Annotated in this window: 18 protein-coding genes and 1 tRNA gene; 7 read left to right on the forward strand and 12 right to left on the reverse strand. The window is 70.9% G+C overall.

The window, feature by feature from the left end; genetic code table 11:
• Positions 1-150: 150 nt before the first annotated feature.
• Positions 151-2,880: a phosphoenolpyruvate carboxylase gene (gene ppc, locus ACFVGW_RS19455; RefSeq protein WP_385852851.1), complete on the forward strand. Its 2,730-nt coding sequence runs from the start codon at positions 151-153 to the stop codon at positions 2,878-2,880.
• Positions 2,881-2,966: 86 nt separating this feature from the next.
• On the opposite strand, the gene ACFVGW_RS19460 is transcribed toward ppc, so the two are convergent.
• The 8 genes from ACFVGW_RS19460 to ACFVGW_RS19495 all read right to left on the reverse strand — a co-directional run bounded on the left by ACFVGW_RS19460 (position 2,967) and on the right by ACFVGW_RS19495 (position 9,474).
• On the reverse strand, positions 2,967-3,689 hold the full coding sequence (locus ACFVGW_RS19460) for an LPXTG cell wall anchor domain-containing protein (protein ID WP_385852852.1): 723 nt from the start codon (positions 3,687-3,689) through the stop codon (positions 2,967-2,969).
• Positions 3,690-3,786: 97 nt separating this feature from the next.
• Positions 3,787-4,230, reverse strand: a complete 444-nt coding sequence (locus ACFVGW_RS19465; RefSeq protein WP_385852853.1) for a hypothetical protein — start codon at positions 4,228-4,230, stop codon at positions 3,787-3,789.
• A 39-nt stretch (positions 4,231-4,269) separates the two neighbouring features.
• A complete protein-coding gene (gene pth / locus ACFVGW_RS19470) occupies positions 4,270-4,866 on the reverse strand; it encodes an aminoacyl-tRNA hydrolase (RefSeq protein ID WP_385852854.1) in 597 nt (198 codons plus the stop codon).
• A 145-nt stretch (positions 4,867-5,011) separates the two neighbouring features.
• The gene (locus tag ACFVGW_RS19475; RefSeq protein WP_383228117.1) at positions 5,012-5,617 is read right to left on the reverse strand and encodes a 50S ribosomal protein L25/general stress protein Ctc; all 606 of its coding nucleotides are present in this window, start codon (positions 5,615-5,617) and stop codon (positions 5,012-5,014) included.
• 249 nt (positions 5,618-5,866) lie between these two features.
• Positions 5,867-6,841 carry a ribose-phosphate diphosphokinase gene (locus ACFVGW_RS19480; protein ID WP_352188491.1) on the reverse strand — a complete coding sequence of 325 codons (975 nt, stop codon included), beginning with the start codon at positions 6,839-6,841 and terminating at the stop codon, positions 5,867-5,869.
• A gap of 121 nt (positions 6,842-6,962) precedes the next feature.
• Positions 6,963-8,411 carry a bifunctional UDP-N-acetylglucosamine diphosphorylase/glucosamine-1-phosphate N-acetyltransferase GlmU gene (gene glmU / locus ACFVGW_RS19485; RefSeq protein WP_385852855.1) on the reverse strand — a complete coding sequence of 483 codons (1,449 nt, stop codon included), beginning with the start codon at positions 8,409-8,411 and terminating at the stop codon, positions 6,963-6,965.
• Between the two features lie 113 nt (positions 8,412-8,524).
• Positions 8,525-8,595, reverse strand: a tRNA-Gln gene (locus tag ACFVGW_RS19490).
• Between the two features lie 6 nt (positions 8,596-8,601).
• On the reverse strand, positions 8,602-9,474 hold the full coding sequence (locus ACFVGW_RS19495; protein ID WP_385852856.1) for a hypothetical protein: 873 nt from the start codon (positions 9,472-9,474) through the stop codon (positions 8,602-8,604).
• Between the two features lie 154 nt (positions 9,475-9,628).
• On the opposite strand from ACFVGW_RS19495, the gene ACFVGW_RS19500 reads away from it, so the two are divergent.
• Positions 9,629-10,957 carry a sensor histidine kinase gene (locus tag ACFVGW_RS19500; protein ID WP_385852857.1) on the forward strand — a complete coding sequence of 443 codons (1,329 nt, stop codon included), beginning with the start codon at positions 9,629-9,631 and terminating at the stop codon, positions 10,955-10,957.
• Between the two features lie 69 nt (positions 10,958-11,026).
• Here ACFVGW_RS19500 and ACFVGW_RS19505 read toward each other — a convergent pair whose 3' ends face one another.
• Both ACFVGW_RS19505 and ACFVGW_RS19510 read right to left on the reverse strand, forming a co-directional pair.
• Complete coding sequence (locus tag ACFVGW_RS19505; RefSeq protein ID WP_385852858.1) at positions 11,027-11,518, reverse strand: SUKH-3 domain-containing protein; 492 nt, start codon at positions 11,516-11,518, stop codon at positions 11,027-11,029.
• A 10-nt stretch (positions 11,519-11,528) separates the two neighbouring features.
• A complete protein-coding gene (locus ACFVGW_RS19510) occupies positions 11,529-12,038 on the reverse strand; it encodes a YwqJ-related putative deaminase (RefSeq protein WP_352188496.1) in 510 nt (169 codons plus the stop codon).
• A gap of 244 nt (positions 12,039-12,282) precedes the next feature.
• Here ACFVGW_RS19510 and ACFVGW_RS19515 point away from each other — a divergent pair, with 244 nt between their 5' ends.
• The 3 genes from ACFVGW_RS19515 (at position 12,283) to ACFVGW_RS19525 (ending at position 17,042) form a co-directional block, all read left to right on the forward strand.
• Complete coding sequence (locus ACFVGW_RS19515; protein WP_352188497.1) at positions 12,283-13,278, forward strand: SMI1/KNR4 family protein; 996 nt, start codon at positions 12,283-12,285, stop codon at positions 13,276-13,278.
• Positions 13,279-13,285: 7 nt separating this feature from the next.
• Positions 13,286-16,000 carry an SUKH-4 family immunity protein gene (locus ACFVGW_RS19520; protein ID WP_385852859.1) on the forward strand — a complete coding sequence of 905 codons (2,715 nt, stop codon included), beginning with the start codon at positions 13,286-13,288 and terminating at the stop codon, positions 15,998-16,000.
• A 106-nt stretch (positions 16,001-16,106) separates the two neighbouring features.
• A complete protein-coding gene (locus ACFVGW_RS19525) occupies positions 16,107-17,042 on the forward strand; it encodes a cellulose-binding protein (RefSeq protein WP_385852860.1) in 936 nt (311 codons plus the stop codon).
• Here the strand turns inward: ACFVGW_RS19525 and ACFVGW_RS19530 are convergent.
• Together ACFVGW_RS19530 and ACFVGW_RS19535 are read right to left on the reverse strand one after the other, a co-directional pair.
• A complete protein-coding gene (locus ACFVGW_RS19530) occupies positions 17,030-18,610 on the reverse strand; it encodes an MFS transporter (protein ID WP_385852861.1) in 1,581 nt (526 codons plus the stop codon). The genes ACFVGW_RS19525 and ACFVGW_RS19530 overlap by 13 nt on opposite strands.
• 51 nt (positions 18,611-18,661) lie before the next feature.
• Positions 18,662-20,041, reverse strand: coding sequence for an IS200/IS605 family accessory protein TnpB-related protein (locus ACFVGW_RS19535; RefSeq protein WP_385852862.1), 1,380 nt, complete (start codon positions 20,039-20,041; stop codon positions 18,662-18,664).
• Positions 20,042-20,633: 592 nt separating this feature from the next.
• Between ACFVGW_RS19535 and ACFVGW_RS19540 the strand changes: the two genes are divergently transcribed.
• Together ACFVGW_RS19540 and ACFVGW_RS19545 are read left to right on the forward strand one after the other, a co-directional pair.
• On the forward strand, positions 20,634-21,422 hold the full coding sequence (locus ACFVGW_RS19540) for an ABC transporter ATP-binding protein (RefSeq protein WP_385852863.1): 789 nt from the start codon (positions 20,634-20,636) through the stop codon (positions 21,420-21,422).
• Positions 21,419-23,992, forward strand: coding sequence for an ABC transporter permease (locus tag ACFVGW_RS19545; protein ID WP_385852864.1), 2,574 nt, complete (start codon positions 21,419-21,421; stop codon positions 23,990-23,992). Before ACFVGW_RS19540 ends, ACFVGW_RS19545 begins: the two co-directional genes overlap by 4 nt.
• Positions 23,993-23,997: the final 5 nt, after the last annotated feature.

Genomic DNA, 23,997 nt, shown 5'->3' on the forward strand with positions numbered 1-23,997 from the left:
TGGCAGCGCCGTGGCGCGCGGCAAGAGGGCACACGAGGGGCTAGCGAGTGTCCAAGGGATGGACACCTATCCTGTTCGCGTCGGACAGCGCGGTCCGCAAGCCTTCAGTACCCCTCCAGATGTGCCCGAACACTGCAAGGAGCCGCACCTGTGAGCAGTGCCGACCAGACCCCCACCGCCAGCGCCGAGCTGCGTTCCGACATCCGCCGACTGGGCGATCTGCTGGGCGAGACGCTCGTCCGCCAGGAGGGCCACGAGCTCCTCGACCTCGTCGAGAAGGTCCGCTCGCTCACCCGCGAGGACGGCGAGGCCGCCGCCGAGCTGCTGGGCGAGACCGACCTGGAGACCGCGACCAAGCTGGTGCGCGCCTTCTCCACGTACTTCCACCTGGCCAACGTCACCGAGCAGGTCCACCGCGGCCGTGAGATGCGCGAGAAGCGCGCCGCCGAGGGCGGCCTCCTCGCCCGCACCGCCGACATGCTCAAGGACGGCGACCCGCAGCACGTCCGCGACACCGTACGGAACCTCAACGTACGGCCCGTCTTCACCGCGCACCCGACCGAGGCCGCCCGCCGCTCCGTCCTCAACAAGCTGCGCCGGATCGCCGCCCTCCTGGAGACCCCGGTCATCGAGGCCGACCGGCGCCGCCACGACCTGCGGCTCGCCGAGAACATCGACCTCATCTGGCAGACCGACGAGCTCCGGGTCGTCCGCCCCGAGCCCGCCGACGAGGCCCGCAACGCCATCTACTACCTCGACGAGCTGCACGCCGGCGCCGTCGGCGACGTCCTGGAGGACCTCGCCGCCGAACTGGAGCGCGTCGGCGTCGAGCTGCCCCCCGGCACCCGCCCGCTGACCTTCGGCACCTGGATCGGCGGCGACCGCGACGGCAACCCCAACGTCACCCCCCAGGTGACCTGGGACGTCCTCATCCTCCAGCACGAGCACGGCATCACCGACGCCCTCGAACTCGTCGACGAGCTGCGCGGCTTCCTCTCCAACTCCATCCGCTACGCGGGCGCGACCGAGGAGCTCCTCACCTCCCTCCAGCGCGACCTGGACGCCCTGCCGGAGATCAGCCCCCGCTACAAGCGGCTCAACGCCGAGGAGCCCTACCGGCTCAAGGCCACCTGCATCCGGCAGAAGCTCGTCAACACCCGCGAGCGCCTCGCCAAGGGCACCCCGCACCAGGACGGCCGCGACTACCTCGGCACCTCCGAACTGGTCCAGGACCTCGCCCTGATCCAGACCTCGCTGCGCGAGCACCGCGGCGCCCTCTTCGCCGACGGCCGGATGGACCGCACCATCCGCACCCTCTCCGCCTTCGGCCTCCAGCTCGCCACCATGGACGTCCGCGAACACGCCGACGCCCACCACCACGCCCTCGGCCAGCTCTTCGACCGGCTCGGCGAGGAGTCCTGGCGCTACGCCGACATGCCCCGCGACTACCGGCAGAAGCTCCTCGCCAAGGAACTGCGCTCCCGCCGCCCCCTCGGCCCGACGCCCGCACCGCTGGACGCCGCGGGACAGAAGACCCTCGGAGTCTTCGGCACCGTCAAGGAGGCCTTCGAGCGCTTCGGCCCCGAGGTCATCGAGTCGTACATCATCTCGATGTGCCAGGGCGCCGACGACGTCTTCGCCGCCACCGTCCTCGCCCGCGAGGCCGGCCTCCTCGACCTGCACGCCGGCTGGGCCAAGATCGGCATCGTGCCGCTCCTGGAGACCACCGACGAGCTCAAGGCCGCCGACGTCATCCTCAACGACATGCTGGCCGACCCCTCCTACCGCCGCCTCGTCTCGCTCCGCGGCGACGTCCAGGAGGTCATGCTCGGCTACTCCGACTCCTCCAAGTTCGGCGGCATCACCACCTCCCAGTGGGAGATCCACCGCGCCCAGCGCCGGCTGCGCGACGTCGCCCACCGCTACGGCGTACGGCTCCGCCTCTTCCACGGCCGCGGCGGCACCGTCGGCCGCGGCGGCGGCCCCTCGCACGACGCCATCCTCGCCCAGCCCTGGGGCACCCTGGAGGGCGAGATCAAGGTGACCGAGCAGGGCGAGGTCATCTCCGACAAGTACCTCATCCCGTCCCTGGCCCGGGAGAACCTCGAACTGACCGTCGCCGCCACCCTGCAGGCCTCCGCCCTGCACACCGCGCCGCGCCAGTCCGACGAGGCCCTGGCCCGCTGGGACGCCGCCATGGACACCGTCTCGGAGGCCGCCCACACCGCCTACCGCAGCCTCGTCGAGGACCCCGGCCTGCCGGCGTACTTCCTCGCCTCCACCCCCGTCGACCAGCTCGCCGACCTGCACCTGGGCTCACGGCCCTCGCGCCGCCCCGGCTCCGGCGTCTCCCTCGACGGACTCCGCGCCATCCCGTGGGTGTTCGGCTGGACCCAGTCCCGCCAGATCGTCCCCGGCTGGTTCGGCGTCGGCTCCGGCCTCAAGGCCCTCCGCGAAGCGGGCCTCGACCCGGTCCTCGGCGAGATGTACGAGCGCTGGCACTTCTTCCGCAACTTCCTCTCCAACGTCGAGATGACGCTCGCGAAGACCGACCTGCGGATCGCCCGGCACTACGTCGACACCCTCGTGCCGGACGAGCTCAAGCACGTCTTCGCCACCATCGAGGAGGAGCACGCGCTCACCGTCGCCGAGGTCCTGAAGGTGACGGGCGGCCAGAAGCTGCTGGACTCCAACCCGGTGCTCCAGCAGACCTTCTCCATCCGCGACGCCTACCTGGACCCGATCTCCTACCTCCAGGTCGCCCTCCTCGCCCGCCAGCGCGCCGCCACCGAGCGCGGCGAGGACCCCGACCCGCTGCTCGCCCGGGCCCTGCTGCTCACGGTGAACGGAGTGGCGGCCGGCCTGCGCAACACCGGCTGACGCCCCGCACCGGGGACGGACCCGCCACCACGGAACGACAAGGCCCCGCCGGCTCGGCCGGCGGGGCCTTGTCGTTCTCACGGACCTCAGTGCTGCTGGGTCGCCTTGCGGCGGCGCATCACCAGGACGGAACCGGCACCCGCGAGGGCGACGGCGACGGCGGCGATGATGCCGACGGGGGCGCTGGAGCCGGTCTCGGCGAGACCACCGGTGGCGTCGGTGCTCGTCGAGGCGGACGGGGTCGCACCGGCCGAGGCGGAGTCCGTGGCCGACGGCGTGGCGCCGGGCGTCTCGGACGTGCCCGGAGTACCGGGGGTCTCCGTGCCCGGAGTCTCCGTGCCGGGCGTCTCGGACGTGCCCGGCGTGCCCGGGGTCTCGGTGCCCGGGGTCTCGGCGGGCGGGCAGTCGGTCTTGAAGACCTTGTGCTTGGCCTTGCCGTTCTCGCCCTGCCAGTTCCAGAACAGCTTGTACTGGCCGTTCGGGAGGGTCATGTCCTCGGTGCGCTCGTGGCCGTCGGCGTCGAGCGTGATGAGACCGGACTTGACCGTGGTGCCCTTGTCCTGGTCGTTGTTGGCCCAGGCCTCGATGTGCCAGTCGACCTTCTGGCCGGCGTCGAAGCCGAAGGCGTCGAGGTAGAAGGTGCAGACCTTGGGCTCGTTCTTACGGAGCTCCTCGCCGGTCTTCGCGTCGTGGATCTTCACCGTGCCGTTGTCGCCGTGCGTGCCGGAGGCGGAGGCCGCCGGAGCCAGCACCAGGGAGCCCGCCACGGCTGCGATCAGCGCGCCTGCGGGTATGAGGGATCGTCGCATGTGCAGTCGTCCATCTGGGGTGAGGGAAGCCGTGGGGGGCGGCGGACGCAGCTTAGCGGCACTTTTAGGTCATCTTTAACCCACGCCCCCATAACAATCAGAGAGCGAAGAACGCACTCAGCAACAACACCCCACCCACGCCCGCCATCGACCACGCCGTCCTCGTCAGCCGCAGCCCACCCCCGATGAGCGGCGCCGCCAACAACAACGCCCCGCCCAGCGGCAGCCAGGCGTGCAGACCGCCACCCCACCCCGTACGCACCGCCTCGCTCGTCCCCGGCTTCACCACCACGGGCAGCGTCTGCCCCTTGTCGGCGGCGACCGAACGGGCGATCGTCAGCGTGGCATGCGGCGACGGCGGACCCTCCGGGACGTAACGGCCGCTGCACGTCGCGTCGTTGCAGCCGGTCACCGTCAACGTGCCGTGCTCACGGCCCTTCGGAAGCAGGACGTGCTGCGCCGTACCCCACGACGACCAGGCTCCGGCGACGAGGAGCAGCAGGGCGATCAGGGCCATGGCGGCGTTACGGGCGTGCGTCATGACCCGCGATCGTACAGTCGTACCGCGACGAGGGAACGGTCAGGAGTTGTACGCCGACTGCGCCCGCTCCAGACCCTCCGCCACCAGGCACTCGACGGAATCCGCCGCCCGGTCCACGAAATAGTCGAGCTCCTTGCGCTCCGACGACGAGAAGTCCTTCAACACGAAGTCCGCGACCTGCGTCCGCCCCGGCGGACGCCCGATGCCGAACCGCACCCGGTGATACTCCGCGCCCATCGCCTTCGTCATCGACTTCAGACCGTTGTGCCCGTTGTCGCCCCCGCCCACCTTCAACCGCAGCACGCCGTAATCGATGTCCAGCTCGTCATGGATCGCCACGATGTGCGCCGTCGGCACCTTGTAGAAATCCCGCAACGAGGTCACCGGACCACCCGACAGATTCATGTACGACATCGGCTTCGCCAGGATCACCCGCCGGTTCGCCGGCCCCGGAGGACCCATCCGGCCCTCCACCACCTGCGCCTGCGCCTTCTGCGCCCGCTTGAACTTCCCGCCGATGCGCTCGGCGAGCAGATCCACCACCATGAAGCCCACATTGTGGCGGTTCGCGGCGTAGTCGGGGCCCGGATTGCCGAGACCGACGATCAGCCAGGGGGCGTTCGCGTCGTCCGTCATCGTGGGGCGTCTCCTCGTCTGCGTACTACTGGATCGTCCGCGTACAACCGGGCGCGGAACAGCGGAACAGCGGAACAGCGGAACAGCGGAACGGGGTGGCGGGCCGCAGCCCACCACCCCGTCCGCGTCAAGCAGAGCCTACGGCTCAGGCCTCGGCGCCCTCGGCGGCGGCCTCGGCAGCCTCGCCCTCACCCTCGGCAGCCGGCTCCTCGGCCTGCGCGGCCAGGACCTGCAGCACGACGGCGTCGGCGTCGGTCACCAGGCTGGTGCCCTTCGGGAGCGCGATGTCCTTGGCGAGGATGGAGGCACCGGCTTCCAGGCCCTCGACGGAGACCGAGACGGCCTCGGGGATGTGGGTGGCCTCGGCCTCGACGGAGAGCGTGTTCAGCACGTGCTCCAGCAGGTTGCCACCGGCGGCCAGCTCGCCCTCGGCCTGGACCGGGATCTCGACCGTGACCTTCTCGCCACGCTTGACCAGAAGCAGGTCGACGTGGACCAGGAAGCCCTTGATCGCGTCACGCTGGACGGCCTTCGGGATCGCCAGCTCGCTCTTGCCGTCGACGTCCAGCGCCAGCAGGACGTTCGGGGTACGGAGCGCCAGCAGCAGCTCGTGGCCCGGAAGGGTCACGTGGACCGGCTCGGTGCCGTGACCGTAGAGAACGCCGGGAACCTTGTTCTCGCGACGGATGGAACGAGCGGCACCCTTGCCGAACTCGCTACGGACGTCGGCGGAGATCTTCACCTCGGACATATGCACTCCTCGTAAGCAGAAACGGAACAGTGTGGCTACCCGGCCACGACTGGCCTGCTACGAAGAGCGCGTCGATAACGGACCGCCGCACCTCACCGGTACGGCCTCCCTCGCCGAGCAACTACGGCAGTCTACTCGCCACCCGCCGCCCCACCCAATTGGATCACCAGCCCCGCCCCGAACAGACGGAAAGGCCCGCCTCCCCCAAGGGAAGCGGGCCTCTCCGTCGATCCTGTGATCCTGCGAGGCTCAGTGCTCCTCGAAGAGGCTCGTCACCGAACCGTCCTCGAACACCTCACGCACCGCACGCGCGATCGTCGGCGCGATCGACAGCACCGTGATCTTGTCCAGCTCCAGCGAACTCGGCACCGGCAGCGTGTCCGTGAAGACGAACTCACTCACCTTCGAGTTCTTCAGACGATCGGCGGCCGGCCCCGAAAGAATGCCGTGCGTCGCCGTCACGATGACGTCCTCCGCACCGTGCGCGAACAGCGCGTCCGCCGCGGCGCAGATCGTGCCACCCGTGTCCACCATGTCGTCGACCAGGACACAGACCCGGCCCTTCACGTCACCGACGACCTCGTGCACCGTCACCTGATTGGCGACGTCCTTGTCACGACGCTTGTGCACGATCGCCAGCGGCGCGTCCAGACGGTCGCACCACCGGTCCGCCACCCGCACACGACCCGCGTCCGGAGACACGATCGTCAGCTTCGTACGGTCGACCTTGTTGCCCACGTAGTCCGCCAGCACCGGAAGCGCCGACAGGTGATCCACCGGACCGTCGAAGAAGCCCTGGATCTGGTCCGTGTGCAGATCGACCGTGAGAATACGGTCCGCACCCGACGTCTTCAGCAGATCGGCGACCAGACGGGCCGAGATCGGCTCACGACCACGGTGCTTCTTGTCCTGACGGGCATAGCCGTACGACGGGATGATCACGGTGATGCTCCGCGCGGAAGCCCGCTTCAGAGCATCGATCATGATCAGCTGCTCCATGATCCACTTGTTGATCGGAGCCGTGTGGCTCTGGATCAGGAAGCAATCCGCGCCACGAGCCGACTCCTGGAAACGGACGTAGATCTCACCGTTCGCGAAGTCGAAAGCCTTGGTCGGCACGAGACCGACACCCAGCTGGTGCGCGACCTCCTCGGCCAGCTCGGGGTGGGCGCGGCCGGAGAAGAGCATCAGCTTCTTCTCGCCGGTCGTCTTGATCCCGGTCACAGCACTGTCTCCTCAGACGTGTCCTCTGGTCGCCACCACAACGCTCCCGTGCGCGTGTGCGAGCCAGCCGAATTTATGTGCACGTATCACGGTACGCCGAGTTCGACGTACCCGTTTCCGGTCAGCTTTCGCCGGCAGGCTCCTCCACAGCCGCCTGAGCCGCCTGCGCAGCAGCGCTTCCAGGCCGCTTCCGTGCCACCCAACCCTCGATATTCCGCTGCTGGCCCCGGGCGACGGCGAGCGAACCGGCCGGTACGTCCTTGGTGATCACGGACCCGGCAGCCGTGTACGCGCCGTCCCCGATCGTGATGGGTGCCACAAACATGTTGTCCGACCCGGTACGGCAGTGCGACCCGATCGTCGTGTGGTGCTTCGCCTCACCGTCGTAGTTCACGAAGACGCTCGCCGCGCCGATGTTCGTGTACTCACCGATCGTCGCGTCGCCCACGTACGACAGATGGGGGACCTTCGTACCCTCACCGATCGCCGCGTTCTTCATCTCCACATACGTACCCGCCTTGGCCTTGCGGCCCAGGTTCGTACCCGGACGCAGATACGCGAACGGACCCACCGACGCGCTCTCACCGATCACGGCGGAATCGGCGACCGTGTTGTCCACCCGCGCGCCCTTGCCGACCGTCGTGTCCTTCAGGCGCGTGTTCGGGCCGACCTCGGCGTCCTCACCGATGTGCGTCGCACCCAGCAGCTGCGTACCCGGGTGGATGAGCGCGTCCGGCTCGAACGTGACCGTGACGTCGACGAACACGGAAGACGGGTCGACCACCGTCACACCGGCCGTCATCGCGGCCTCCAGCAGTCGCCGGTTCAGCAGCACACGGGCCTCGGCCAGCTGCACCCGGTTGTTGATCCCGAGGATCTCGCGGTGGTCACCGGCGACCGACGCGCCGACCCGGTGACCGGCCTCACGGAGGATCGACAGCACGTCGGTGAGGTACTCCTCACCCTGGCTGTTGTCCGTCCGGACCTTGCCCAGCGCATCGGCGAGCAGCCGGCCGTCGAAGGCGAACACACCGGAGTTGATCTCCATGATGGCGCGCTGCTCGTCGGTCGCGTCCTTGTGCTCGACGATCGCGGTCACGGCACCGGTCGCGGCGTCACGCACGATGCGCCCGTAGCCGGTGGAGTCCGGCACCTCGGCGGTCAGCACGGTGACGGCGTTGCCGTCGGCGGCGTGGGTGGAGGCGAGGGCCTTCAGGGTCTCCCCGGACAGCAGCGGGGTGTCGCCGCACACGACGACGACGGTGCCGTCGGGGGCCTGACCCAGCTCCTCGAGCCCCATGCGGACGGCGTGACCGGTGCCGTTCTGCTCGTACTGGACGGCGGTGCGGGTGCCGGCGTAGTGCGCGTCGAGGTGCGCGGTGACCTTCTCGCGGGCGTGCCCGACGACCACGACGAGGTGCTCGGGCTCCAGCTCACGCGCGGCGGACACGACGTGCCCGACGAGGGAACGTCCGGCGATTTCGTGCAGGACCTTGGGGGTCTTCGACTTCATGCGGGTGCCCTCACCCGCTGCGAGGACGACGACGGCGGCCGGGCGGTTGGCGCTCACGGGAATGCCCTTCGGCTTCGGGTGGTGGACACCCGCAGGATACCGGGGGGTCCGGGGCCGGACATGAGTGCGGGTCCCGACCCCGGAGGGCAGGACCCGAACCAAGCATGTTGCTCCCGGGGGAGGACTCGAACCCCCATGATCAGAACCAAAATCTGACGTCTTGCCCTTAGACGACCCGGGATGGGCGTTATGTCCGATTCTCTCGAACCGCCGCAGATGCAGCCCCTACTATGCCGCACCACGCCCCCTCGATGCGACGGTAGAGATCAGCGCTCCGGCGAATGTGGATCACGAGGCAGCCGCGGTACTCGCCGCCGACATTCCCGCGGGCGGTCCGGGGGTTGTGGCGCTTGAGCGTCGTCTTGCCGAAGCTCGCCAACTCCGCGCCTACCAGGTCTGCCCAGTACTGCTCTGCCGCCGGCACGTCGGCACTCTCGTGGATCATCACGTGATAAGTGCGCCGGTCGCGCTCCACGCCGAGGAGGTCGAGCCAGGCGACGAAGACCTCGACCATCCCCGGGTCGCTGTTCACGAACGCCACCCTCTCGCGGCGCGCGTACGGCTTGTCCTTGGTGCCCTCGGCCCAGTACAGGCCGACTCCCAGGAGGAACAGCTCGCGGGCGGTCATCGTGCCGATCTCGCTCGCGGCCGCTTGCTTGGTCCGTTGCCGTTCCTCCTCGCGGCGTCGGAGTGTGGCCTCCCACCCCCGCCTGGCGATCTCCGACGCCTCCTCCGGGGTGCGCCTGCGCTCCGGTTTCGGGAGGTCTCGGACCCAGAGGGAGATCGAGCTCTTCGAGCAGCCGAGCTCCAGCTGGATCTGGTCGTACGTCATGCCCTGCGAGCGCAGCTCGCGTGCGCGGTCGCGGAGGTCGTCCTTCGCGTTGGGGTGCTTCGTCCAGTCCGGGGCCGGTTCCCCCTCCAGGAGGCGATTCAGGATGTCGTTGTTGTCGACGCGGATGCGGTCGCGGATCTGGCGGCGGCTGAGGCCCTCGCGCCGTAACGCGATCGCCCGTTCGCGCAGGCTCTCGAAGTCCGCGTACCTGCCCGTGGTGGATGTCATACGAACACCATCGTCCGGAATCCGGACGTCCGGGTCGAAAGCCTGGGCGATTCAACTGTTCGAGGGATTGGCGTGTGCACGGTGTTGACGTGCGGTTCTCCCGGGTCCCGCGGTCTTCGGAAAATGATTCGCCCCCGCCCGTACGCTGGTGGGCATGACCACAACGGGGGCACACCAGGACGCGACGGGCATGACGCCCCGTGGCCTGTGGTGGTGGGGGAGACGGCGCAGCGCGGTGCTCGACATCGGGCTGGCGGTGGTGTCCGCGCTGGAGTGCGGGCTCGAAGGGGTCGGCTTCGCCGACAAGGCGGGGCTGCCCGTGCCCGTGGGGGTGCTGTTCGGGCTGATGGTCGGTTCCGTGCTGCTCGTGCGGCGGCGGTGGCCGATCGTCGTCGTTCTCGTCTCGATCGCCGTGACGCCCGCCGAGATGGGCTATCTGATGGGGATCGTCGGGCTGTACTCGCTCGCCGCCTCCGAGGTGCCCCGGCGGATCACGGCCGCGCTCGCCGGTATGTCCACGGTCGCCGTCTTCGTCGTGACGATGGTCCGGGTCCGTCAGGACCTCGCCCAGGCCGACGCCGATCAGCAGGGTGCCGATCCCAGCGGCTGGTACGCGCCGGTCCTCTCGGTCTTCCTGACGTTGGGCCTCAACGCGCCTCCGCTTCTCTCCGGGCTCTATATAGGGGCGCGGCGGCGGCTCATGGAGAGTCTGCGGGAGCGTGCCGACAGTCTGGAGCAGGAGCTGTCGTTGCTCGCGGACCGGGCGGAGCAGCGGGCGCAGTGGGCGCGGCAGGAGGAGCGGACGCGGATCGCGCGGGAGATGCACGACGTGGTCGCGCATCGGGTGTCGTTGATGGTGGTGCACGCGGCGGCGTTGCAGGCGGTCGCGTTGAAGGATCCGCAGAAGGCGGTGAAGAACGCGGCGCTGGTGGGTGACATGGGCCGGCAGGCGCTGACGGAGTTGCGCGAGATGCTGGGTGTGCTGCGGGAGGGTTCGCCGGGGTCTTCGGATTCTCCGGTTCCGTTGGCCGCGGTGGGCCGGGCGGCGGCCGCGGCGGCGGAGGCGGCTTCGGAGGACGGGCCGTGTCTGGACGCGCTGGGGGATCTGGTCGAGCAGTCCCGGCAGGCGGGTGCGGTGGTCGAGCTGACGGTGCTCGGTGAGGTGCGCGCGTATGCGGCGGAGGTCGAGCGGACGGCGTACCGGGTGGTGCAGGAGGCGCTGACCAACGTGCACAAGCATGCGGCGGGGGCCAAGGTCGTGGTCCGGCTGGCGCATCGGGAGGCGGAGGTCGCGATGCAGGTGGAGAACGGTCCTTCGGATGCGGAGGCTGCGGATGCGCATCTTCCGAGTGGGGGGAACGGTCTGGTGGGCATGCGTGAGCGGGTGACGCGGCTGGGTGGTGTGTTCGTGTCGGGGCCGACGGACGGGGGCGGGTTCCGGGTGTCGGCGGTGTTGCCGGTGGGGGAGCGGGTCGTCGTGTAGGCCGGATGTTGGATCCGATATCCAGGATCCGATGCCTGATGTCCGTTCGCCCGCGGCCCGGACCAGGGGTCAGCCCGTCACCAGTCGGGTCGGTTGTACTCCGTTGACGAGCGTCGCCAGTGCCGTGTCGATGTCCTGGCCCAGGAACCAGTCGCCGGTGTGGTCCAGGCCGAAGACCCGGCCCTCCAGGTCGATGGCGAGGACCGCCTGCTGTTCGACCTCCTCTCCCAGCGGGGAGATCTCGGTGTCGAGCGCGCGTCCGAGGTCCGCCAGGGTGCGGGCCAGGTGCAGGCCGGCGAGGGGGTCGAAGTGGAGCGTCGCGGGGGCGATCTGTCGCCCGGTGCCCGGGGCCGTGACGTGGAGGCCGCCGAATTCGGCCCAGGCCTCGACGGCCGCCGGGAAGACGCTGTGCCGGTGGCCGCCGGGTGAGACGTGGGCGCGCAGGGCGTCGGCCCACTGTTCGGCGAGTTTGATGTCCCAGCGGCCCGGCTGCCACCCCGCCTCGCGGAGGGCGGCGTCGACGTTGACCGGGAACCGGGTGGTGCTCAGGTGGTCGGGCATGAAGGTGCGGTCAGCCGTTCTCGACAGTCGAGGTGGGGTCCACGGTGCGTACACCGAAGTGCGCGAGCATCGCCGTACAGGAGCGGCAGGGTGCGGCATAGCTGCCGTGCAGCGGGTCGCCGTCCTCGCGGATGCGTCGCGCGGTCAGTTTGGCGTGCTTGAGCGAGCGGCGTGCCTCGCTGTGGGTGAGTGCCTTGCGCTGGGCGCGCTTGGAGCGGCCGGCGTCGGTGGCGGTCAGGTGGCGGGAGAGCAGGATCGCCTCGGGGCAGCGCCCGGTGAAGCGTTCGCGCTGTCCACTGGTGAGGGTGTCCAGAAAGTCCTGAACGAGTGGATGCAGGGTGGGCGGTCGGTCTCCGCGGCCCGCGGTGCAGGTGAGGGTTTCGCCACGTACGGAGAGCGCGGCGCCGACGGTGGGGAGGATGCCGTCCCTGCGGAAGCGCAGTAACGGGGCTCGGGAGGGCTCGGTGCTGCTCCAGTTGAGGCGTGGGTCACCCTGCGTGGGCGTTGGTGGTGCGTACATGGTGCGTGTCTTCCCCTCCTGCAATCCCCCGAGTTGCTGGAACAGAGTGCCAAATGGGACGCCTCATGTGGAAGCGGGGTACACAAACGGTGTGTCGGTGTGTCGTAACTATCGCCGGTGCGTCATCTGCTCGTGACAGTTGGTCACGGAGGGTGGTCGTGGCCGCATCGGGCCGGGTGGTGGGCTTGTGGCAGCGCATAGGCTGTGCGGAATCAGCCAGCAGCCAGCGCAGGGGGCAACCGCCATGACGACAGGTCGGCTCGGGAAGGCCGCACCGCCGAACGCGGCTTACGCCGGGCAGGTCGTGCACTTTCCGGACCCGGTCCGCGCCTCCCGGCACCCCAGAGGGGTGCGGGTGGACGAACACGGATATCCGGACTTCTCACCTTACGCCCGGGCGGCGGCGGAAATCGCCGATCCGCCCGAGGGCTTCGGCGTCGACGAGTTGCGGCTGACGGACTACGTGTCGGCGAACGCGGCGCTCGCGGCGACGGGGCACGAGCTGTGGGACACGATTCCGTCGGTGGCGACGCCGCACGGCTGGACCTGGCACCACGTGGCGGGCGGCCGGCGGATGGAGCTGGTCCCGGTCGAGGTGAAGGCGTTGCTGCGTCATCACGGCGGGGTCGCGACGGCTGCCGTCGATCACACGAAGCGGGGAACGCGTCCGCTGCAGGAGACCCGTCCGGCGCACTTCGGCGTGCCCAAGGGTCTGGTGTCGGTGACCGAGCAGCAGTTGCTCGGGGTGGAGGAGGATCTCGGGTACCGCCTGCCGGGCGCGTACCGCTCCTTCCTGAAGGCGGCGGGCGGTTGTGCGCCGGTGGGCGCGGCGCTGGACGCGGAGCTCGGTCTCCTGGTCGACCAGCCGTTCTTCACGGTGCGCGACGAGGCGGGCGTCAACGACCTCGTGTACGCGAACAAGTGCCTGCGTGACCATCTGACCAAGGACTACCTGGGCGTCGGGTTCGTCCAGGGCGGGATCCTGGCGCTGAAGGTGAAGGGCGACCGGGTCGGGACGGTGTGGTTCTGCGCGTACGACGACGCGCGGGACGCCGGTGAGGCGGCGGCCGGGTGGAGCGTGGGTGAGCGCGTGGAGCGGCTGTTGCTGCCGTGCGGCGAGGACTTCGACGCGTTCCTCCAGCGGTTGGCCGGCAATCCGCCTGAGTTGGAGACGGTGGCGAACCTGATGGTGGACGGCGGCTTCGCGCGCGCTGTGCCCGTGGTCCCGGTGGGGGAGTGAACTGGCTGTGGTGACGTTCGCGCAGGCGCAGGAGCGCGCCGAGGAATGGATCAACGGTGATGTGCCGGCGTACCAGCACCGGGAGGTGCGGGTACGGGAGTTCGGGCTGGGTTTCGTCGTGTGGGCGGAGGACCGCGAGGCGGGTCCGACCTCGGACGGCGGCCTGCAGCGTCTGGTCATCGCCCGGGACAGCGGCGAGGCGACGTTGTGGCCGGGGCTGCCGGTGGGCGAGGTGATCCGGCGGTACGAGGAGGAGTACGGGTCCGTGGCCGACGAGGCGGGTGCTGCGGCGCCGGCGCCGCCGGAGCGGGTCGATCTGAACGCGACGTCGTTCCTGTTGACCCCGCCGGAGTGGCTGCAGGACGCGGCGGACAAGCTGGGTCTGCCGCCGAAGGGGCCGAACGCGTCGCAGGCTGGCGGGAGTTCGTCGACTCCGGAGGCGACGGGCGGCGGTACGCCGCCGGCCGATCCGGTGAACGTGCCGGCTTCGGCCGGGGCGCCTTCGGGTCCGGTTCCTTCGGGTCCGGTTCCTTCGGGTTCGGTTCCTTCGGGTTCCGTGCCTTCGGGTTCCGTGGCTTCCGGTGGGGCGCCTTCGGGGGCGGCCGCCGTCGATTCCGCGGACGGGTCGGAGGGGCGGTCGGTCGACTACGAGCCGACGGCCTCGGACGGGGTTCCGGCGGAGGCGCCGTCGAGCAGCCCGTGGGCGGACGCCAACGCGAGCTCGGGCGGTGCGGACGGTTCGGTGCCGCTGCCCGCGACGGTCTTCGCGCCGCCGCTGTCGGGCGCGGACGACGAGGACACGCCGCTCCCCGTGGTGGGTGCGGACGCTCCGACGGCCCTGATGTCGGGCGGCAGTGCGCTTCCTCCGACGGCGATCGCCCGGGCCCTCGACCCGAGCGCCCCTCCGCCGCCCGGTGCCGACGACCCGTTCGCGCCGCGCGGCCCGGCGTCGAGCGGCGGCCCGAGCGGTACGGGTGCGCCTGCGGCTCCGGGTGTCGGGGGCTCGATCGGTGGCCCCGGTGCGCCGAGCGCTCCCGGCGCTCCCGGCGTTCCGAGCGCGCCCGGCGCCCCCACGCCTGCGCCGGGTGTGCCCGGCGCCCCCACACCTCCGCCCGCGCCGCGGGCTCCGGGGGCCGCGGACATCGCGGATGCCGCGACCAGCAAGGCCGCGCTGCCTCCGCGCGCCGGGCGCGGGAGTGGGGGGAATCCTCCTCCGCCGCCGCAGGCGCCGGGGGTTCCCGGTGCGCCCGCCGGGGGGTACGTACCGACGCAGATGGTGTCGCAGCTCGGGCCCGACGGGCCTCAGCCTCCCGGGCCTCCCGGTTCGCCGACGCCTCCGCAGCCCGTGCACCACGCCGCGACGATGCTGGCGCATCCGAACCAGGGCGGGCCCGGCGCTCCGGTGCCTCCGCCCGCGCCGCCGGGTGTGCCCGGTGGGTCCGACGGTGCCGGCGCGGGTGTCGCGCACGCGGCGACGATGCTGGCCCACCCCGGGCCGGGCGGTATCGCCCCGCCCGGTCCTCCCGGCGCCCCCGGTGCTCCCGGCACTCCCGTGGCTCCGCCCGGTCCTCCCGGCGCGCCCGGTGCTCCCGGCGCCCCCGGTGGTCCCGGGACTCCGCCCGGTGGGGTGCACCACGCGGCGACGATGCTGGCGCAGCCCGGTCCTGGTGGCCCGCCGGCTCCGCCGATGCCGCCGCCGTCGGTGCAGGGCGCGCCGCCGGCGTACGGGTACCCGCAGCAGCCGCCCGGTCAGCCGACGGTCGGCCCCGGCTACCAGGCCGTGCTGCGCTACCGCGCGCCGGACGGTTCCGAGGCGCAGATCATCCGGCGGTCCGCCCCGGGTACTCCGCACCCGGAGTGGCAGATCCTGCACGAGCTGCGTGCGATGAACGTGCCGCCGCAGCAGGTGCTCGAACTGCACACGGAGCTGGAGTCCTGTGAGCTGCCGGGCGGTTACTGTGCGCGGATGATCCGGGAGACGTGGCCGCAGGCGCGGATCACCAACATCGCGCCGTACGGCCGGGATCACGCGGGCCGTCAGCAGGGCATGCGGCAACTCATCACCCACCAGGGTGAGTTGCATCAGGTCGCGGACGGCCCGGCGCGCCCGGCGCCGGTGCGTGCTCCGCTGCCGCAGGTGCAGCCGGCTCCGCCGATCCCCCCGGAGGGGATCGCGCAGGAGATGGCGGGTGCCTTCGGGCCCGGCATCTGCCGGTTCGACCAGCGGGCGGTGTCCCGGCAGGGCGTGCCGGAGGTCGTCGCGCTGACCCTCGTATGGGCGGGTCTGCCGGCCGACTTCGGTCCGTTCTTCTGGGCGCAGCCGGCCCAGCCGGTGGTGCCGACGCTGGCCGAGCTGGCGGCGCAGCGTCAGATCCAGCCGGCGTCGGACGCGGGCTCGTACCTGGTGGTCGGCTCGGACTTCGGGCGGGCGATCTGTGTCCAGTACGGGACCGCGCACATCGTCGCCGTGCCGGTCGAGGCCGGTCCGGGCGGTGCGCCGGTGGCGCCGCAGTTCGTGAACAGCGGGCTGCCGGAGTTCGCCCGTTCGATGGCGCTGCTGGGCCGGATGTGGCGGCTGCGGTTCGGGCTCAACCCCGAGCAGGCGGGTCGTTGGACGGTCGACTTCCAGGCGCAGCTGGCGATGCTGGACCCGGCGGCGCTGGCGTCACCGGAGAACTGGTGGTCGGTGCTCCTGGAGCAGATGTGGGACGGACTGCTCTAGGGCTCGTGTGACCGAAGGCGTCCGACGTGTACGACACGTCGGGCGCCTTTTGTCGTGTCTGATGGCGCATCCTGGCTTTTGAGCCGTTACGGAAGGAGCGTCAGGGATGAGTTTCGCCGTCGTCGCACGAGGGCGCGGATACCGCCCGCGGCAGGTCGACCGTCACCTCGCAGCGCTCTCCGGCGAACGCGACGCCGGATGGGAGCGCGCGGCCCGGCTGACGGTTCTCGCCAGGGAGATGGAGGAGGAGGCGGTCCGGCTGCGGGCGGAGGCCGACGCGCTGGCACCGCAGCGGTACGAGTCGCTGGGCGGGCGGGCGCGGAAGATCCTGGAGCTCGCGGAGGCGGCGGACGAGAGTCTCGTACGCGAGGCGGAGGCGGAGGCGCAGGCCCTCGCGGCGGCGGCCGAGGCGGCGGCGCGTACGGCGACGGGGTCGGCCCGGGAGTACGCGGACGCGCTGCTCGCGGAGGCGGAGACCGTGGCCGCCGAGACCTTTGAGAAGGCGGGCGCGGAGGCCGAGGCGCTGCGGTCGGCCGCGCGTGAGGAGGCGGCGGCGCGCCGGGCGGCGGCCCGGGCGGTGTTCGACGACATGGCGCGAAGGGCGGCGGCGCTGCTGGAGGTCCAGCGCGTGGAGCAGGCCGCGGCGCGGGAGGAGGCCGAGCGGACGGCGGCGTCCCGGGCGGCCGAACTGGACGCCCGCCAGGAGGAGCTGGTGGTGGCCGCGCGTTCGCGGGTCGCGGAGGCCGAACGGGAGCTGGCGCGGGCGGAGGAGGAGGCCCGGCACGGCCAGGAGGACGCGGAGGCGCGGGCGGCGGAGCTCCTTGTGGAGGCGCGGACGCGGCGGGAGCGGGTGGAGCGGGAGACGGAGCGCGTGGTGCGGGAGCACGAGGAGGCGCGCGAGGAGATCCACGGGCACATGGAGCACATCCGTGCAGCGCTCGCCTCGCTCACGGGCCGGGGCCCGGCCGGGGACGACCCCGAGTCCGGCGACGAGGACGGGGACGGGGACGGGGAGGGCGGCGAAGGGGATCAGGCCGACTGACCGCGGTCCTGGTGCTCCGTCAGGACCGGGAAGCGGCGCGGGGCCAGGGTGAGCAGGACGAGCAGGGCGAGGGCGGCGGCGCCCGCCGCGCCCAGGTAGACGTAGTCGACGGCCGCGTCGACCGCGCGGCGCAGGGTGTCGTCGGCGTGGTCCAGGGCGTACGCGAGGCTGTCCAGATCGGTGCCGGTGCCCAGGCGGGAGGCGAGGACGCCGTTGGCGATCGCGCCGAAGAGTGCCGCGCCGACGCTCTGGCCGACCTGGCGGCAGAAGAGGACGGACGCGGTCGTCGTGCCGCGCTCCTCGTACGGGACGGTCGACTGGACGCCGACGATCAGCGGGAGCTGGAAGAGGCCGAGCGCACCGCCGAGGAGGAGCATCAGCAGGGCGGGCTGCCACGGTTCTCCGGGGAAGGGGAGGAAGGGGAAGGCGAGCAGCACGAGCAGGGCGAGGCTGATGCCGACGACGGCGGTGAGGCGGAAGCCGATGCGGTTGTAGACCCGGTTGGAGAGGGCGGCGGTCACCGGCCAGCTGAGGGTCATCGCGGAGAGGACGAAGCCGGCGGCTATCGGGCCGAGGCCGAGGACGGACTGGGCGTAGGTGGGCAGGAAGACGGTGGGGGCGACCATGAGCAGGCCGAGCGCGCCGAGGGCCAGGTTGACCGCGGAGATCGTGCGGCGGCGCCAGATCCAGCCGGGGATGATCGGGTCGGCGGCCCGCCGTTCGACGAGGACGGTGACTCCGGCGAGGGCGAGCGCGCCCGCGAAGAGGCCGAGGGAGGGCACGGAGAGCCAGGGCCAGGCGACGCCGCCCTGGACGAGGGCGGTGAGCAGGAGCGTCCCGGTCGCGAAGATGGTGACCGCGCCGGCCCAGTCGACGGACACCTTCCGCGTGACCGGCACCCCGCCCTCCGCCATGCCCGTCCCCTCCGCCCGCGCCGTCCGTTCCGGTTCGACGAGGTACCGGGCCACGAGCCAGAGCGCCACCAGGCCGACCGGCAGGTTGATCAGGAAGATCCACCGCCAGTCCGCGTATCCGGCGAGGAGGCCGCCGGCCGCGGGGCCGGCGACCGAGGCCGTCGCCCAGACCGAGGAGAGCTTCGCCTGGATCTTCGGGCGCTCCTTCAGCGGGTAGAGGTCCGCCGCGATCGTCTGGATCGTGCCCTGGAGCGCGCCGCCGCCGAGGCCCTGCACGACGCGGAAGGCGATGAGCGAGCCCATGTTCCAGGCGGCGGCGCACAGCAGGGAGCCGATGAGGAAGAGGATCGTTCCCGCGATGAGGACCGGCTTGCGGCCGAAGGTGTCGCAGAGCTTCCCGTACACCGGCAGGGTGACCGTGACGGCGAGCAGATAGCCGGAGAACAGCCAGGAGAAGACGGACAGGCCGCCGAGGTCGCCGACGATCTGCGGTACCGCGGTCGAGACGACCGTGCCGTCGAGCGCGGCGAGCGCCATGCCGAGCATCAGGGCGGCGACGACCGGGCCCCGCCCGCGCGGAGCCGTCGCCGCTGCCGCCGCCTGCCGCGTGGTCGTCCGTGACACCCCGGCCCCTCCATCTGATGGGTCGTACATCTAGTTACGCCGACCAAGCCTCCCACTCGAACCTCGGGTGGAGAACCGTTTCTACGAACTGAGCGGGGGCGGGTCCTGTTGCCAGGTCCCGTGCTCAGCCGCGTGTCCCGAACGGTGTGGGGCACGCTGGTCGCCCGCGTTCGCTCCACGTCCGGGCGGCACGCATCCTGTGCGTGGTCCGGGTACGTGGGGGCGGGGTTCCTCGCGCCCGAGAGTGCCCGAAGGGGCCTGGACGGTCCGATGCCCGCGACGATCACTCCGGTCGTCGCGGGGCGGTGCCGTCCGACGCCGGATCGGGTGCCCTTGGGCGCGCCTTCCGATCGCCACGGCGGCAGCGTCGTGGCGAGAGGTCCTACGAGTCTTGCTGGTGAGGGGCTTCTGCCAGTGCTGGGCACCCCACCTGCTGGTGTAACGGGGATCGACGGCGATCACGCTGATGTTCGTGGCGTCGGCCATCGAGGCGAGGCGGGCGCGGAGCCGGCCGGTGGGCAGCCCCGAGATCAGCTGCCGGAATTGCTTGCGTCTGCCGTGCTTCTCCCGAGTCTTCTCTGCCCGGAAGTCCAGGTCTTCGACCGCGATGGCGGTCACTCCGCAGGTCTTCACCCAGTTCAGGAGCTGGGTGAGGGCGTGCCTCAATTGGGCGTCGCGATGCTGTGCGTCACCGGAAAGGTCGTAGAAGAAGCGCCGCGGGTTTCCGATCGGGTTGCCATGCACGTCGAGGCGCCAGGCGGCGAGGTGGTCGGCGTTGGTGTCGACGCCCACCACTCCGCGTGCAAGTGCTGTCTCCAGGGAGATGGCGGGAGCGGGCGGGGTCTGCCAGGAGGCGGTCAGGTACCAGCGGGCTCGGGTCACGTCCAGGTGGATGCGGTACGCGGTGGCCCGGTTCGCCTCGACTCGGTCCGCCCACTCCGTGCTTCGGTGCGCGTACCGCACGCGCGCCGCGAGGACGTACCGGCCGTGAGGGGCGTTCGCCAGGCCTGTCAGCGGGGCCGGGAGTTTGATCGAGACCTCCCCGTCGGGGGTGACCCGGATGGTCTCGTTCCCGTACCGCTTCCCGGACTCCCCGTCGGCCTGAAGGAACCACCGATGTGCTTCCCAATGCTCGCGCCACTGGTGCTCCGTGAGCTGGGCATCAGCGAGGTGGTGGCGGGTGTTCAGTAGTCGCTTGCCTCCGCGGACCACGCGTACTCGGCCCGCCCGCCAGTCCGCGATCGCAGCTTCGTGCCGGGCTTCCAGAAGGGCGAGGCGCCTGGACTTCGCGTGCCACTCCCTTCGCGACCGGTAGCCACCCGGTGTCCGCTTCGAGCCGCTCTCACCGAGCGGCAGGGACAGCCGGTGCCGGAGCATCCCGATCCCCGCTTCGAGGCCATGGATGTAGGCGGCCTGGCTGCGCCGCGCCACTCCCCACTGGTCATGCGACGCCTTCGTCACCGCCCCTGCCCACCGGGACGACGAAAGTGCCGAGACCGCACGCTTCCTCTCGGCCCACTTCTCGCCGGAGTGATTCGGGCCATCCGCGCAGCGCGCCTTGAGATCACTTGAGGCGAGGCGGCCCATGTGTGCGCCGACCTGTCGCAGGACCTGGACGTCATGTGCGGTCAGACCCTTGAGCCGATCGCGAACTGCCACGCCTGACGGTCCGGGGACGATGAATGGCGCAGCTGTGTCCCGGAGACTCGACCGCAGCCCGGCTACACGCACTCGCCATCACCCCCTCTTGGTGTCGAACGGACCAACGAACCGGCGACTGAAAGGTCACCTGTTCCCCTCTCGCGCGCCCGCTCGCTCCTACCGGAGGTCCAGACAGGTCCACCCGTGCGTCGAGACCCCTAGGGGAACCCTCCCCCATAAGGGGCAGGGGCCGTTCGTTCCGGCGGAGGACGAGGAACGGGGGTCTCCGTCTTTAGCTTGGTCTTACGGAAAACCCCAGGGCGAAGAGTGCGACCAGCACCAGTGATCCGCCGCCCTCCTTCTCGCAGACTCGGACACGAGTCGGATCCGTACCAGACATAGGAGAAATACCGTGACTTCGGCTGTGACCATCCCCCAGCATGGGGAGACCGCAGGGGGTACGGCCGTCGCCGCGCGGGCGCGGCAGGTCGTCAAGGCGTACGGAGTCGGCGAGACGCGGGTGGTCGCGCTCGACCACGTCGACGTGGACATCGCCCGTGGGCAGTTCACCGCGATCATGGGCCCCTCGGGCTCCGGCAAGTCGACGCTGATGCACTGCCTGGCCGGGCTCGACACCGTCACCAGCGGCCAGATCTTCCTGGACGACACCGAGATCACCGGCCTGAAGGACAAGCGGCTGACGCAGCTGCGGCGCGACCGGATCGGCTTCATCTTCCAGGCGTTCAACCTGCTGCCCACGCTCAACGCGCTCGAGAACATCACGCTGCCGATGGACATCGCGGGCCGCAAGGCGGACCGGCAGTGGCTCGACCGGGTCGTGTCGACCGTCGGTCTCGCCGACCGTCTCGGGCACCGGCCCACGCAGCTCTCCGGCGGTCAGCAGCAGCGCGTCGCCGTGGCCCGGGCGCTGGCCGCCCGGCCCGAGATCATCTTCGGCGACGAGCCGACCGGGAACCTCGACTCCCGCGCCGGCGCCGAAGTCCTCGGCTTCCTGCGGCAGTCCGTGGACGAGCTCGGCCAGACCATCGTGATGGTCACCCACGACCCGGTCGCCGCCAGCTACGCCGACCGTGTGCTGTACCTGGCGGACGGCCGGATCGTCGACGAGATGTTCCGGCCCACCGCCGACGCCGTCCTCGACCGTATGAAGGACTTCGACGCGCGCGGGCGGACGTCATGACCGTCCTCAAGACCTCCCTGCGCAACTTCTTCGCGCACAAGGGCCGCATGGCGCTCTCCGCCGTCGCCGTCCTGCTCTCCGTGGCGTTCGTGAGCGGCACCCTCGTCTTCACGGACACCATGAACACCACCTTCGACAAGCTCTTCGCCTCGACCGCCTCCGACGTCACGCTCAGCCCGAAGGACGCGGCCGTCGACGACGAGACCCCGCAGTCCGGCCGGCCCGAGACCCTGCCCGCCTCGCTCGTGGAGCAGGTCCGCAAGGCCGAGGGAGTCAAGGCCGCCCAGGGCTCGGTCATCTCCCTGAGCGTGACCGTCGTCGACTCCGACGACGAGAACGTCGGGCCCACCAGCGGAGCGCCGACCATCGCCGCCAACTGGAGCGCCAACGAGCTCCGTTCGGTGGACGTCGCCTCCGGCCACGAACCGCGCGGTCCCACCGAGGTGATGGTCGACGCCGGCACGGCCGAGAAGCACAAGCTGAAGATCGGCGACGAGCTACGCACCATCGCCGTCACCGGCGACTTCAAGGCGAAGATCTCCGGCATCGTCGAGTTCAAGGTCACCAACCCCGGTGCCACCGTCGTCTACTTCGACACCGCCACCGCGCAGCGCGAACTGCTCGGCAAGGAAGGCCTGTTCACTCAGATCACGGCCGACGCCGTGCCCGGGGTCAGCGACGAGAAGCTGAAGGGCAGCATCGCCGCCGCGGTCGGCACCGGCTACACGCTGCAGACCGCGGCCGAGGTCGCCGACGCGGGCCGCGAGGACGTCGCCGGGTTCCTCGACGTCATGAAGTACGCGATGCTCGGCTTCGCCGGAATCGCCTTCCTCGTCGGCATCTTCCTCATCGTCAACACCTTCTCCATGCTGGTCGCCCAGCGGACCCGCGAGATCGGCCTCATGCGGGCCATCGGCTCCAGCCGCAAGCAGGTGAACCGTTCCGTCCTCGTCGAGGCGGTCCTCCTCGGTGTCGTCGGCTCGATCGCCGGTGTCGCGGCCGGCGTCGGACTCGCCGTCGGACTGATGGAGCTCATGTCCTCCATGGGCATGGAGCTGTCCACCGAGGATCTGACCGTGAAGTGGACGACGCCCGCCGTCGGTCTCCTGCTCGGCGTCGTCGTCACCGTCCTCGCCGCGTACATCCCGGCCCGCAGGGCCGGCAGGGTCTCTCCGATGGCCGCCCTGCGCGACGCCGGCACCCCGGCCGACGGCAAGGCGGGCCTGATCCGGGGCGGGCTCGGCCTGCTCCTCACGCTCGGCGGCGGTGCGGCGCTGTGGACCGCGACCCAGGCGGAGAAGGCCTCCGCCGGCTCCCTCTGGCTCGGCCTCGGCATCGTCCTCTCCCTCATCGGCTTCATCGTCGTCGGACCGCTGCTCGCGGGCGGCGTCGTGCGGGCCCTCGGTGTGGTCGTCCTCAGGGTCTTCGGTCCGGTCGGGCGGATGGCGGAGCGCAACGCGCTGCGCAACCCGCGCCGTACGGGAGCGACCGGCGCGGCCCTGATGATCGGGCTCGCCCTGGTGGCCTGTCTGTCGGTGGTCGGCTCGTCGATGGTCGCCTCGGCGACCGAGGAGCTGGACCGCTCGGTCGGCGCGGACTTCATCGTGCAGTCCACCAACGGGCAGCCGATCATGCCGCAGGCCCAGGAGGCCCTGGAGAAGACCCCGGGCCTCACCCACGTCACCGAGTACCGGTGGGTCGAGGCGAAGATCACCGACCCGGCCGGCAAGGCGGTGGACAAGGGGCTCGTCGCCGCGGAGCCGTCGTACGCGCAGGATCTGCGCCGCGACACGACGGCGGGAGAGCTGTCCGCCGCGTACGGGGCGAACGCGATGTCGGTCGGCAGCGACTACGCCACGGAGCACGGGGTGAAGGTCGGCGACGTGCTGACCGTCGCCTTCAAGGGCGGCGACAGCGCGAAGCTGAAGGTCGCGGCGATCACGTCGGACGAGAACAACGTCGACAAGGGCGTGATGTACACCAACATCACCACGATGGAGCGGTACCTGCCGGTCGCCAAGCAGCCGCGGAGCATGATCATGTTCGCGACGGCCGAGGACGGCAAGGAGACGGAGGCGTACGCGGCCCTCAAGGAGTCGATCGCCGCCTACCCGCAGTACAAGGTGCAGAACCAGGCCGACTACAAGCAGGACCTGAAGGACCAGGTCGGCCAGCTGCTCAACATCGTGTACGGCCTGCTGGCGCTGGCGATCATCGTCGCCGTGCTCGGTGTGGTGAACACGCTCGCGCTGTCGGTGGTGGAGCGGACCCGGGAGATCGGCCTGATGCGGGCGATCGGCCTCTCGCGCCGTCAGCTGCGCCGCATGATCCGGCTGGAGTCGGTGGTCATCGCCCTCTTCGGTGCCCTGCTCGGTCTCGCTCTGGGCATGGGCTGGGGCACGGCGGCCCAGAAGCTGCTGGCCCTGGAGGGCCTCGGGGTCCTGGAGATCCCGTGGCCGACGATCCTGACGGTCTTCGTCGGCTCGGCGTTCGTGGGTCTGTTCGCGGCACTGGTCCCGGCGTTCCGCGCCGGCCGGATGAACGTGCTGAACGCGATCGCCAGCGAGTAGTCCCG

It is taken from the genome of Streptomyces sp. NPDC127129 (genome assembly GCF_042671585.1).
In the GTDB taxonomy this organism is placed as follows: Bacteria; Actinomycetota; Actinomycetes; order Streptomycetales; family Streptomycetaceae; genus Streptomyces.